General features: G+C 41.7%; 8 protein-coding genes. 2 read left to right on the top strand and 6 right to left on the bottom strand.

Annotated elements, in window-relative coordinates; all coding sequences use genetic code 11:
* Positions 1-119: 119 nt before the first annotated feature.
* Both FBF61_RS13830 and FBF61_RS13825 read left to right on the top strand, forming a co-directional pair.
* A complete protein-coding gene (locus FBF61_RS13830; RefSeq protein WP_138478009.1) occupies positions 120-3,119 on the top strand; it encodes a type I restriction endonuclease subunit R in 3,000 nt (999 codons plus the stop codon).
* Positions 3,120-3,130: 11 nt separating this feature from the next.
* Complete coding sequence (locus FBF61_RS13825) at positions 3,131-4,156, top strand: hypothetical protein (RefSeq protein ID WP_138478007.1); 1,026 nt, start codon at positions 3,131-3,133, stop codon at positions 4,154-4,156.
* A 38-nt stretch (positions 4,157-4,194) separates the two neighbouring features.
* Here FBF61_RS13825 and FBF61_RS13820 read toward each other — a convergent pair whose 3' ends face one another.
* The 6 genes from FBF61_RS13820 to FBF61_RS13795 form a co-directional block, all read right to left on the bottom strand.
* Positions 4,195-5,493, bottom strand: coding sequence for an McrC family protein (locus tag FBF61_RS13820; protein ID WP_138478005.1), 1,299 nt, complete (start codon positions 5,491-5,493; stop codon positions 4,195-4,197).
* Position 5,494: 1 nt separating this feature from the next.
* Positions 5,495-7,384 carry an McrB family protein gene (locus FBF61_RS13815; protein WP_138478003.1) on the bottom strand — a complete coding sequence of 630 codons (1,890 nt, stop codon included), beginning with the start codon at positions 7,382-7,384 and terminating at the stop codon, positions 5,495-5,497.
* A gap of 9 nt (positions 7,385-7,393) precedes the next feature.
* On the bottom strand, positions 7,394-8,215 hold the full coding sequence (locus FBF61_RS13810) for an endonuclease/exonuclease/phosphatase family protein (protein ID WP_205748277.1): 822 nt from the start codon (positions 8,213-8,215) through the stop codon (positions 7,394-7,396).
* 229 nt (positions 8,216-8,444) lie between these two features.
* Positions 8,445-9,317 (bottom strand): hypothetical protein, encoded by an 873-nt coding sequence (locus FBF61_RS13805; RefSeq protein WP_138478001.1) that lies wholly within the window; start codon positions 9,315-9,317, stop codon positions 8,445-8,447.
* 65 nt (positions 9,318-9,382) lie between these two features.
* On the bottom strand, positions 9,383-10,627 hold the full coding sequence (locus FBF61_RS13800) for a hypothetical protein (RefSeq protein ID WP_138477999.1): 1,245 nt from the start codon (positions 10,625-10,627) through the stop codon (positions 9,383-9,385).
* Positions 10,620-14,159, bottom strand: a complete 3,540-nt coding sequence (locus tag FBF61_RS13795; protein ID WP_138477997.1) for a hypothetical protein — start codon at positions 14,157-14,159, stop codon at positions 10,620-10,622. Before FBF61_RS13795 ends, FBF61_RS13800 begins: the two co-directional genes overlap by 8 nt.
* Between the last annotated feature and the right edge of the window lie 4 nt (positions 14,160-14,163).

Genomic DNA, 14,163 nt, shown 5'->3' with positions numbered 1-14,163 from the left:
TAATATTAATTTATTTATTTGAGAAAGTAACAGGTAGGCATACCGAAAGATCTGCTGACGGGCTACTTTTTTGAATAAAAACTTACTCTCCCTAATCTGATCACTTCATTGTTGAATAAATGTCTATCCATACTGAACGTACCTTCGAAGCCGCCATTGAAGAAGAATTATTGCAAAACGGAAGTTATATAAAAGGTCATTCCAATGATTTTAACGCAGAGCTTGGTTTGTTTCCGGCTCATGTTTTTGCTTTTCTGCAAGAGTCTCAGCCAAAAGAATGGGAAAGAATATATCACATTCATAAAGATCAGGTTCAAATTAAAGTCCTTAGCCGATTGATGAAAGAGCTTGATCTGCGGGGTACTTTGGATGTGGTTCGGAACGGCTTTACAGATTATGGTGTGAAGTTTAGGATGGGCTACTTCAAGCCTGAAAGCAGCTTAAATGTCCAATCCCAGCAGCTATATCAATCAAACCAACTCACAGTTACGCGTCAACTTTTTTATGAGCGAGATGGTAAAAATTCATTAGACATGGTCTTGTCTCTGAATGGCCTCCCTATTGCCACGGTCGAGCTAAAAAACCAATTTACAGGGCAGAACATCCTCGATGCGCAAAAGCAATATGTTTACGATCGTGAGCCGACGGAGCCTATTTTCTGGTTCAAAAAAAGAAGCCTTGTCCACTTCGCTGTTGACGCGGATGAATGTTATATGACGACAAAGCTAGCCGGTAAGGATACCCGATATCTTCCTTTTAACCTCGGGTACAATAACGGCGCAGGAAATCCCCTGAATCCAGATGGCTATCGAACCTCCTACTTGTGGGAAAAGGTGTGGGTAAAAGATAGCTTCATGGACATTATTGGAAAGTTCATGCACATAAGTTCAGAAGAATTTGAGCTCAATGGAATTAGAAAGGTGAAAGAGGCCATCATTTTTCCTAGGTTTCACCAAATGGAAGTCGTTCGCAAGCTCACAACGGATTCCCGCCAATCAGGTGCTGGGAAAAATTACTTGATACAACATTCGGCTGGTTCTGGAAAATCGAATTCTATTGCCTGGCTGTCATACAGATTGTCCAGTCTACATTCCGATAATAACGAGCGCGTTTTCGACTCGGTCATTGTGATTACAGACAGGAAAGTTTTGGACAGCCAACTGCAAAATACAATTTACCAGTTTGATCATAAAGAGGGAGTTGTTCAAAAAATTGATAAAGACTCACAACAGTTAGCCAATGCTATCAGCGCTGGCTCGCACATCATCATTACTACATTACAGAAATTCCCTTTTATTCTTGATAAGGTAGGTCAGCTGCCTAACCGAAAATACGCTGTAATCATTGACGAAGCGCACTCATCCCAAGGCGGTGAAGCGACAAAAAAGATGAAAGAGGTGCTCTCGGATAGAACCTTGGAACAAGCAGCTGAAGATGAGCGCTATTCTGGTTTGGACGAAGATGCTGAGGATGAAATACGTAAATCAATGCAATCGCGAGGAAAACAGCCAAACCTGAGCTTTTTTGGTTTTACAGCAACCCCGAAACCAAAAACCATTGAGGTTTTTGGCACGCCATCTTCGGACGGTAAGCCGCGCCCGTTTCATGTGTACTCAATGAAACAGGCGATTGAAGAAGGCTTCATTCTGGACGTATTGAAAAATTACACAACCTATAAAACCTATTTTAAGCTTTCGAAGCAAATAGAAGACGACCCTGATATCAACAAAAAGCAAGGAGCAAGAGCTATTGCGAGATTTTTGAGTTTGCATCCACACAATCTGGCTCAGAAAACTGAAGTGATGGTGGAACATTTTAGACAAGTCGTGTCTAAAAAAATCGGTGGTAAAGCGAAAGCAATGGTTGTGACTGGATCACGGCTTCATGCAGTACGGTATAAGGAAGAATTTGACCGGTACATTCAGGAACAGAATTATACAGATATAAAGACAATCGTTGCTTTTTCTGGAAAGGTCATGGACAAAGTTCAATACCCCGAGGGTGTCACCGAGATGGATTTGAATGGCTTCAAAGAAAGCGAAGTACCCAGAAAGTTCGCGACCGATGAATACAAGATTTTGCTAGTAGCTGACAAATACCAGACCGGGTTTGATCAGCCGCTGTTACACACAATGTATGTGGATAAAAAGCTTTCGGGCGTAAAAGCAGTCCAAACCCTATCCCGCTTGAATCGCATGGCAGCTGGTAAGGATGATACATTTGTCCTTGATTTTGCGAATGAGACAGAAGATATACTCGCTTCTTTCCAGCCTTACTATGAGCTGACAACCGTAGAGTCGAGTACGGATCCCAATCACCTGTATGATCTAAAACATGAGATCGAAAAAGCCCAGATAGTTTGGCAGACCGAGGTTGATAATTTTTGTAACGTATATTTCAAGTCGGTAAAGCGATTGTCTGTCGGTGAACAAAAAAAACTTTATGCTTATGTAAATCCGGCTGTTGATCGATACAAAGCTCTGCCTGAAACAACCACTTTAGAAGCAAGCGAAGCAGCATCTCAGGAAAACTTCAAAAACGCATTACAATCATTTACCCGCTTGTACTCTTTTCTAAGTCAGATCATGCCTTTCTCCGACATTGATTTGGAAAAGCTTTTCAACTATGGCAAATTCTTACTAAAAGCACTTCCAAAAAACAGCAAAGACAGATTTCAGCTTAGTGACGAAGTGTCACTTGAATACTATCGATTACAGCGAATCGGTGAGATTAACATTAAAATGGAGGACCAACCTGAGTTTGGGTTGGATGGCGGAAATGTATCGGGAATTCGAATGAGTAAGGAAGAAAAGGCTGCATTGTCTGAGATTATAGACGTTTTAAACAAACGTTTCCACACAGAATTCAACGAGGCAGATAAACTTTTCTTTGATCAAATTGAAGCCGAACTGCTTAACGATGTCAAACTAGGACAGCAAGCCCAAACAAACACTTTGGCCAACTTCAAATACGGGTTTGAAGACGTTTTCATGGATAAGCTAATTAGCCGAATGGAGCAAAACCAAGAGCTTTTCTCAAAGATGATGGATGATCAGGAATTTGGAGGGCTAGTGAAGGGGTATATGTTGAAGCGGGTTTATAATGGATTGAGGGCGTAAATTTTCAAATAGTGTCAGATAAAATAGATTTCATTTCCAACGTCTTCCTGTCAATCAGGAACGCCAGGACAGTTGCTGATTTGGAGAAAATTCCAGACGATTGTTGTATTGCGCCCAAGCACCGAATGGACGCAAGAGCCTATCCAAAAATCGATTTTCAAATTCGGAATAACGAAATCTTGTCACTAGTTGAGTCAGGCTTGCTTGATGAAAATTTGAATTTTTCTACCTCTGCGAGTAGTAGATTAGCTGATCCAATAACTAAACTCTTGTATGCAATCGCATGGAAAAATGGTGATCTGAAAAAATTAAAGCACATTGCCAGAGGTGTCATAGATGAATCGGACGACACTTTGGATCAAAATGATGCATTGGTGTTTTATCAATTCGGTAAATATTTAACTGGTGACAGGCATCAGCCAATCATCGATCAACATGTCCTTCGAGCCTTTGGTGTTTACCAAGCCAACCTTAACGATCAAGATCCCGCAGACTATTTGTCGCTGAAAACAGTCACCCGAAAACACAAGGCGCTCATTCAAATGTATAAGCAATGGCTGCAATCTGAAGATATCATGGAAGAACTAAGGACGATTGATGGTTACACGTACCATATTGATAAGATTCTATTTGCCGCGGGGAAGGCAATGAAAAATCAGAAATCTTTCTTGACATCTGAGCCGCTAGACCCAAATTCAGCGACACGAAATAAAAGGCTGATATTAACTCAACATGCTAGGTGTCCCGAGTTGAAGGAAGGTGACAAGTATTATGCGCTTCAAGAGCACATTAGGCGACTGAAAGGTGCAGGGGCAAATGAATTCAAGCTGAAGCTGAATTTTATTATAGAAGAACTCGCAATTGAACTCAATAATACCTGCTTTTATAGTCCTACTGCCTTCTGGACAAATAAATCTTGGGAAACACTATATCAAGTGCGAGCCTGGGTTTCTCAGGGATTCGAAGTCGTTCAACGAAACGTTGATGCAAGTGAACGCGAGGGCGAAATAAGTTTTCGTACAGCCGCAAGGCAATAGCCCAGAATATTTTTAATAGTCGATACTTGAAAAAACGGTTATTGCGTGCTCGGCTCTTGTCTTACAATCGATTCTTCCGACCACCTTACGACCTCGTCATTAATTGCCTTTTGCCAGCTTCTTATGGTAATATCTACACAAATTCCAATCATGCAACATTCCAATTCGAGTCTTTCTCGTTTGTCTATTGGAAGATAAACTCCTGCTACCTTAGATGGCGCTTTACTGGGATAAATCAAGGCTACCTTTTTTGCGCGAAAATACTGATGGTATACGTACATCTGCCGAAGATCGTCAGGAGACGGATTGGATCCATTTAAGTTCTTCCATTTGGTGTCTATCACAATGCATTCCTCCGTATTCTCATCAATCACAATATCAGGTCTTACTCTAGAAGACATTCCTCGCTCCGGCTTCCAAAATGGTTTCGAACTTTGAGCTGCGATAGTAGTTTTGGGGCTTTTATGGCGGCTCAGGCTCTTGTACACAAACTTTTCCCATAGCAAATTCATATCGAACATCAGCGCTAGCACGTGGCTAGGCCCTTTGTTAACATCCGGATGGTATTGCAATAGAATCAAGCGTGCCAGTTCTATACACTTACGATAAGGTTCGGTCTTCCGGTTGTAATTAATTGTGTTAAAAGCTGTGGCTGAAATTGCTATATCGGCCATTTCGGGAAAGCTTAACAGCAAGTTGCCGATCCTGCTGTGAAGGTCAGCACTCGTATTAATATGTTTTAGGAGCCGGATGCTCTTATAGATTATCGCATGAAGTTTGTGCAGCGGGTCGTAAACGGTGTGGCCAACGTAAAACCTTTCCTGATGCGTCAGGTTTCTCTGGATATGCTTGCCGAAGATCAGATTTCCCTTCAGAGCGGTGACATTGCCTTCTTTTCGGCGATACTTTTTCACCAGACCGTTATGTAACAGATATTCAACTTCACTCACAAAAAGCTGGAAAAGCAGATCAAGAACTGAATTGGCTTTCAGGCTAAGTGTACTGGTTGTGGGTGCATGAATATTGAAAGCATCCACTTCCAACATCATTCTAATCAGAATTGTCCGCCATGTTGCTGCATCGGCAGAGGATCCTGAAGTGGGACGATCAGCCTTAGGTAAAATCTCAATTACGAGATCCCCCACCTGTATTACGCCTACATGCTCATTGAACCGTACGCCGTTATGAATGAGTGAGAAGTAAGGGACACCAGCTGTTCCATAGAATGATTGCAGTGCCAGGAGCTTTGGATGGTCAAATACTACATTTTCGTATTTATCATTCAGTCGCAGGCACTGATGTTCAAAAATGGCGATATGGTTGTTTCCGCTTTGCAAACTATCTGTTCATTAATAGTTTTAATGCATTTACAAAAGCCTCATCAGACATCGCGGACGTATTTTGCAAGGTATAAATCGGCCGTTCACTGAATGCCAGGTAGTCGGCGTGATCAAAATCTGCAAAAAGTCTGGACTCTAATGCCTCCTCAACACTAATAAATCCTTGACCGAGAACCAGCCCAATCTTTCCATAATCGCCGAAGAAATACTCCTGCAACAAGGGAATTATCTTGTTTTGAAAAGCGATTTTCAGCTCAGATACAGTTTCTAAGTTTAAAAAGTAGCTATGACCGATAAGATGGTCTCTGTCGAGGAGCTTTCCGATCCGTTTGTTAATGGTTTTCAAAATATCCCTCAACGCGAAAGCTTCCACCTCATTTTTTAATAGTTCAGGATCCGGAGAAATCTCCTGAAAACTGAACCGTCGTCTTAAAGCCGTGTCCAATGCTTCTACGCTACGATCAGCGGTATTCATGGTACCAATTATGTACAGGTTTCGCGGAACTCCAAACTTTTCTTTACTATATGGCAAGACTGCTTCCAGAGCCTCACCCGCTCCGAGACGTTTATCATCTTCAATTAGACTGATCAGCTCGCCAAAAATCTGGGAAACGTTTCCGCGGTTGATTTCGTCGATGATAATGACGAACCTCTTCGAAGAATTTTGTTCTTCGATCAATGGAATTTCAGTGTTTAACAACTTCATGGTGTCATAAGCCAATCCGGAATCCAGGGGTTGTCCTATTTCACGGTGATCAGCTTTCTTTGTTTTCTGTGCAATTTTATAAAGTTCAGATAACACCGCCCAGTAGGCCGTTGTATTGGAACCTCCGATTACACCTCGAATATCCTTATGAACGTTTTTAATTTCTTCTATTCGCTTGAAATTTGTATAAAGTTTAAGTAATCGCTGGCGAGAGACAGTATAAGGCTTCTCGCGAACGTCACCATCATGTTTTACCTTCAGATTGAGATGGTCCGAAATGTCTGTTACATACAACTTCAACCCAGTAACCGATCCTAATTCAACGGGCTGGCCAATTTCAAGTTTGTCCTCCACCCTCGAAATGAACTCATTGTAAGCAGCATTAAATATCTCAGCTTGGGACATTTCCGCACTGGAACGCGACGAAACAGTCTTGGACAATTCATATCGGGCTTCGACACACAATCGTTTGAAAAGTCCGTCTTCAATACGATAGCTGAGATTTCCATCTGAATCTTCTTGGTTCAATACTGGTTTTATACCCTCAATAAAATCTTCATAGGACATGCTTTGATGGAATGTACAGAATACAATCTGTCCATTGGTAGTTAATTCTTTATAACGATTTCTTGTAGAATTTCTGTCCTCGGCCTCCTCCTCTTCACTTAATCTGTCTATGATGGCAACTGCTTTCGCAATGGTATTGTATGTCTTTCCGGTTCCAGGTGGGCCAAAAAGTATTTGATTCAGCGGGAATGTGTCGCTTATAAGATCAATGTCCAGTTCCACATTATTCAGAGCTTTAGTCTTACTACTAAAAATCAAGTCAATATTTTTCTGCGACACGACCCTGGTGATCGTTGATCGATATGCTCCACCTTTGTCGATTTCAAAAGGTTGAAAGTCTTTTTGCCATTTCACACTTAGAAATTTACCATCTCCCGGATTCGCTGTCACAGTTCCAAGCCCATGAACACCAAGGACCGAAATGGTCTCGCCATTCTTTTTACGGGTGAAAGATGTTTTTGCCGCGATCTCACTGCCAATCGGAACTTTCTTTATGGCTTCTACATGCTTATCGTCATAACCATTCTCCCAGATACCCTCTTGGATGAAACGTTTTAGCTGGCTATCCTTTCCGTTATTCCAAGTGAATCCTGCGCAGTAGTATTCTTTTTTCATAAGCTTAATTTATGCTCCGGATGCGAAACTAAAAACAAAAACAATTGGTACGTGATCTGTTAATTTTCTCGCGGTTTTCAAGTCACCAAAACCGCGGTAGAAATGAATCAAGCCCCTATTAACCAAAGTGACTCTGGCGGGATTGTAAAAGAAGTTATCAAATTCAGACGCGAGACAGTCCCCATTTACGCACTTCTGTTTCAATGAAGTTTTCTGTCCTACAAGCGCAGGCCTGTACCCCCTCTTCCTTAGTGGATTAAACACAGAATGGGATTGAGGCAAATTGAAGTCACCGCAGAAGATGAGGTTGTCGTCTGGATATTGGGCAGGTAAAAATTTGAAGTATTTAACTTCCGTCTCCGGCTGCGCCTTTTTAGTGATAGCATGAAAATTCACTAGCGTGAAGGTTTTGCCTCCCACTAGGAATTTGCCATAATATGGCTCTCGCTCTATTACTTGACCAAATCTTTTCTCAAGCCAACACTTCCCTATCAACTTCATTTTGGCCGTTTTCCAAATGAATGCGTACTTCTCAGACTTATGTTTCGAACTTCCGGACGTAGGATCACTAATAGAATAGTCATAAGACGATCCAGTTCTGTTGAGAACGTCTACCAACCGAGCCACAGCTTGTGATCCGCCGAAGCCGGCAACAACCTCCTGTATTGCTAGAATGTCGTATGTTTTGACAGTTTCTGCTATAAAGTTGACTTGACTCGCGCTTTTAGATGCTCCGAAGTCTTTGAGGTTCCAAGAAATTATTTTGACTTGTGTTTGTCCAAAGGAGTATACCGCGCAAAAACTTAATAGAAAGGTTACGATAATTCTCAATCTAAGCCAGTTTTCAATGATACATATCTATATTTGAAATATTACTTACTCAATACATATCTGCTTAAATCTAGTCATCGAATTCAATTCCAGCACTACCATAATTAAGAACACGAAAAGCTGGTTTGCGCAGATACGTATCATTCGCTTTTTCGATTGGGTACAGGTCCACGCGACTTGCGAAAATGCAGAAGTTCAACAGAACAGCAAAGCAAGACAAATAGATATTTTACTTGCATATGATTTGTTGTCTGTTTGAAAGAATCGACGCGTGTTTATAATATTCATTGGCAATAGAAATGATTGTTGAATCTTTTGTAGAACTACAAAAACGATCACCATCTGATTTGAATTTTATAATTGCCTGTCCTATAAGAGCTGTATCTAGTCTCTGATCTCCCAGATACATTTGACGAACCGTTTCAAACTTCAAGTCGGCGTCTTTGTGCAACCCTTTATCATCAACCAGATTAATGCCATCTTCCAAAATCTTTTCCATCTCCTCCTGTGAATGCCTGATTCCACTTCCACGGTATAGGTAAAAACCAGCAACGCATACAACGACAACAATCAATATTCCAAATTGGTATTTGCGATATGGATTGAATAGCGATGGGGGTGAGGAAGGTCCGGTCGTAGTTGTGGGTTCTTCCACAGAAGGATCAGGTTCAGAGCTACCAGTGCCCTGCTCATAAACGGTTACATAGCCATTTGAAGGCAGCAAAACCGTAAGTGCTTGAGGTCCTGTACCTTCGACTTCCGGGAGACCTTGCAAAACCTTAGGAATCCAATGATCTACTAAAAAAGCCCTCGAAACAGCGAGCTTTGCCGCCTTCGCTGCAATCTTTTCCTCGTCCTTGGTAGAAATTTGTTTCTTCCATTGCGGCGCATGAAGTACGATCGCTTCCTCTACCTCCTCAATTACCCGAAATGATACAGTATTGGTTACCTCCCTTACCAGAATGAAAAACTGGCTATCTAATATACCTATTTCAGATGCTGCCGACCGAATGTTCCACTGCTCCCACTGATAGTGTCCGATTTCTCCTTTCTCGAGAATTACTTTTTCTTTAATACGTTCCCGTAACTCTTCGAAAGTCATCGCAATGCTGATTACACTGTTTGTTATTTATATTGCATGGCAAAACCAATCTTACCAACGACTGTTTATATACGCTCAAATATGATTTTGGCTTTTTCTAGAATCGCCCATTTATTGTGCTGTAAAGTAAGCCTCCCAACTTGTTGCGTACGAATTCTATCTGAATTTGGTATCACAGCATATTCACACGCGTCATTCAAGTACGAAAAAGGATCAGAAAGTGCAATTTGCTGAGCGCGTCTGGATTCTGTTACACTAAATGTAGCATCCGTAGCTGTGGTTCGCATAATTTCGAAAACTGCTTCTTCTTCCTTGGAATTGGACAGTCCGTCAACACTAAATCCGTCACCTACATCAACGACCCTAGCATAGAGCACGGGGAAAACAACTCCGAGCGAAGTTTCCGTAGTTTTTCTCACATCAATTTCTTCTTGACGCGGCGTGTGTTCCAGAGTTTTCTTACTATCATTGTCTAGACGTAACTCTATTTTCTCGAGGCGGGTCTCCAACGATCTGATCTGCACTTGAAGTGTAGCCAGTCTATTCCCCTGAGTTGCCTCAACTTCCTTAGAAAGTGTATACGGATCTTCAGAATGTCCTACGGCTTCTCGGTTAGTTGTCTTATAAGAATGTTTGTTGTTACTCTTCCTGCCACGGCTTTTATTTTTGAGAAACAATAATATTAATAGCAAAAATACGATCAACATTAACAAAGCTACGAGCCAGTTGGCTAGCAGCCACTTACCTAACTCTCCTTGTGACTTTTCGTCATCACCTGGGGCGTCGCCTTCTCTGCTGTTTTCAGACGATGATCCGCCATCACTAACTTTATTTTCGCTTGTTGACCAATTCTTTACTTCGTGTGAGATATCTGTCATTGCTTTTTGATAAGCATTGGCAATGCCCTCATATGGCTCATTTTTTTTTAACTGCTTTTCAGCCACTGATTGATATTGAAGAGATAGGCTGTCTACAACTTTTTTAGGGTTGGCCTTGTCAGTGGATTTTAGCCATTTAGAAATTTTAGCAACTTCATCTTTCAAGTCAATAATTTTCTCAATAAACTGCTCTTCTTTCCCATCACATTTACATGACTCGATAAAAGTTTGCTTGTTGTCAACTGAACTGATGTATTCGGCAGTCTTGAGCTTAAACTTTTCATTAATTTCGAAAAGCTTCGATTCTAAATTCTCTTTAGGTGCAGGTTGGCTTAGCTTGGCAGCCCTATCCTCACTCGATGACGCCTGCCCTGTAGCATTGGAACATAGCAATAACGTCGTCGTACATAAAAATACCAATAGCTTATACATGTAATAGATATTTGGAAAACTCATACAACGTATTTTTCAACGGCAAAAAGAAAAATGTCTCAGACAACAGCTCGTCTCCGTCATCCTGCATACCGGATATACAGAGTTTATAACTATCACTAAGCTCGGCAACCAGATATGGAATATACTGCCTGGCAGAACTGATACCATATTCTCCAAGGAAATTGTTAATTTCCTTATTATTAAGTGTCAGCTCAATGAACCTTTGAGCATTGTTAACAACAGAGTTTTCAAATTCGGGTTTGCTCAACACATCCTTAATGTGCGTATTGCGGTAAGCAAAATCGAACTGCTCCCCCTCAGATTCCCCCCAGTAGCAATCCGTAAGTTTTTGCTCGTATTTTGTCTTAATCTCAGATGATGTTGAATAAAGAACAGCTCCGTTCGCTGTGGTTTCTTTTGGATTGTCTGTAAGAACAATCTCGAAAGAAGGTGGAATTACCATACTGGAATAGGAGTTGATGAGTAGCCTTGTAAACTCTATCAAGGCTCTATTGCTACCAAGCAATCTTAAATACTGACTACCTCTTCCTGTAAAAGTGAGATATCTTGGTATTGGTAGGTCGTTTTTCTGTAACAGCTGAATGAGATGATAGACGATTGCAGCGTAATGCAAGAATAATACGAGCTTCAGTCTTGGTCGTGTATCCTTTATTGATCGACTGAAATTGTAGTAATCATCATATTTAAATAACAAACTAACAACATCTTCTCCGTTGAATTCCTTCTTTTCTTTGAAGGATCTAAGAATACTGTCTTTGAAAACGTCAGACTGACGGGCAACACCATTGGCAAAAAGATCGTAATTCTGAATAAATCCATTATCCTTACTATTGCCAGGCTTTCCATCATGTCCGACACCGCCTCCCCATATATCGTATCCGGCGAACCTAAAAGATGTGTTCAGAAAACGGTCCCTCTCCTGCATAAACAGCATAATATCCGTTGTCCCTCCCCCAATGTCTATGTTTACGGTATCTGCAAATGGCCGGACACCTAGCGTTTTTAAATAGAAGTATGGTGCCAGGGATTCTGAGATGGGTTCTGAAACGAACTGACCTCCGTTCCCAAAGATATTTTTAAATGCCTCTGCTAATTCCTCCGTCAAGTTATCCGCAATTCGCCTTTTCATGCTGGAAGGCATCAGCCAGACAATTTTTGTGTTCTTTAAATCGCCGTGGTTTAAAAGAACCTTATTTCGAATTAGTGAAAACAAGCCCTCAAAAAACGCGCGAACTCTCGGCCTGTTCAAACTGTTCGCTGGCGTATTCTCAAACGACCACTTGAGGTTTGTGACGTAGTGATTCACTGCCGAGACAGTTTGCTCAAGATCGATGTTAAAACCTATATTTATATTATTAAAAAGATTATTTCCCTCATCGACAACTCCAATTTTTTCGAATACTGTGGTTCTCAGGGGAAATGAAAATAGGGATCCAAATTGGCTACCGATAACAGCTGGCATGAATTCCTGTCGCACGATTGCCTCTATTTGTGTCAAGCGACCATAATTTCTCTTAATTGTGTGCCTTTCGTAACTCGTACTGGAGAAGCCCTCGTCATCTGATTTATTAAGCAACACCATTTGAAGTTTATCTTTTTCTCCATTGAAATCTGCGTCACTGACGGTCAGGCTTTGGGGCTCCGGATTTGTGTCGGTGTTGTAAGCAACATGGGTGCTGGATGTTCCAAAATCAATGGCAAAAGTGAACTGTTTGTGACCGACGCCGTCTACTAGATCAAATGCCGGAATTACCAATCCTTTGTAAGGAATGCCACCGGAATACAGGGAAATTTCGAGAAAGTCAAATTCTTCACCTACCTTGTAGTAGTACGAACCCGGGGCTTTCTCATTCTCTCTTTTCGGACTCCTCGCTTTTGGTGGGTTCACAGGAAGGCTACGATTAATCACAGCGTCTTGCGCCCTAAAGAATCTTATTCCAGTTGAAGCAGCAAATCCCGCAGATTCAGATGATAAATCCGCAAGCATAACCGTATATTCATTAATTCCTTTTAAATAACCATCCTGATGAGTGAATTTGTAAAATGGAAAGAAACCTAAGCCAGCCATAAAACTAACTGACGATTCCACTTGGCCATTCTCAGATGTTTTTAAAGAGTATGTTTTCCGAAGCTGAACGGTGCGACGATTTCGAATCGGAATATTAAGCGACGCTACCAATTCATCTACATGTGCACCATTTTGGGTCCCTGTCTTTCTCGTAATCTGCAGCTGGCTTTTTAAATCCTCGGCAGTAAAAAAGTTGAAATATTCCTTCTTGATTGGAAGCAAAAACTCTACGTCATCTTTTGAACCGGTCAAAAACCTTTCTTTATTGAGTTTGAAAGGCATTTGGACGAGTCTGTCCTCCAAGAAATCTTCGGTAGTTACAAAAGGATATTTTATATTATCTACACCAGGAAGATATCGTTCCGACAAAGGAACCCCTTCGTAGGCTGAGCGAACGATCCTGAAATCCGGACTCCATCTCACATCCCGAAGATAAAGCCCTTCCATTTCCTGGGTCAGTACAAGAGGTTTATGAATTTTAACACCTTGCGATACAACTTCACGTTCAAAATTCAGTTGTGTAGGACTCATCAAGAAGCTGCTAAATTCTTCTATGTCCTTACTTATGTCTGCACTTAGCACTTTGTACAGTGGTAAGCCTGGCGTGACCGCCAGCGGCGCGTCATTTTCCGCCGCCACCCGGATGACTTCGTATTTATCCATCCCTTGCACAGTTAATGTCGGCATGCCAAATGGAACAAAGTCCTCAAAAACTCGGAAGAGATACTCACGAAGCCCACCCCTTAGCAACTCTCTATTAGCTTTGAAATAACTATTCAAGAAGTTGACAAAGTAACCGTCGCGCGCTTCTATTGGTACATACTCATTGCCGAAAAGCTCTCGTCCATTCGCGCTTTTTGGCGGATCGATATGCCGGTTTGAACGCTCTTGCTCCCAATTCGGTGAAAGAAATACAAGCGTGAGTGGTGAGGTGCCGCCGACCAGAGCGCCTTTGAAATAGATTAATATAAAGCCATCAATATTAGCCAAATCCCCCCTCATATCCAGATCCAAAGCATCTGCAAACACACGATGGGGATGACGACGCCCTCCTATGTCTGGAAGTGATTGCATAGCTTTTAGTCTGCTTAATTTCCAGGGCTTGTAAGTAATATCACTACTATTTCCTGCTTGAAAGAGCAGCTCAAGCAGATCCAAGCAATGAGAGACCAAAATATGGTATAACGTAACTTCTTTTGGATTGGGATCGCGTTGAACCATCCTGAATGCAGTATCAAAATGATACAGCCTTGCAAAAGGCGAAGGAATGGAGGTGCCGCTTTTCGCGGCTTCGGCCATGGCGTCGGTAATCTTACCTGAGTAAGGGTCAAGTATTGTCTCAATCCGCGAGGTGGGAAATCCAACGGACGACCCAGTCCATCCTTTGTGATTGACGTGAGAAACGGTGCTATCTGAGTCTATTTTAAATACGTATGACATAACA

Source organism: Dyadobacter bucti (assembly GCF_005869225.1).
Lineage (GTDB): Bacteria > Bacteroidota > Bacteroidia > Cytophagales > Spirosomataceae > Dyadobacter > Dyadobacter bucti.
Note: the sequence above shows the minus strand (reverse complement) of the source record. Positions and strands in the feature narration are given on the sequence as shown.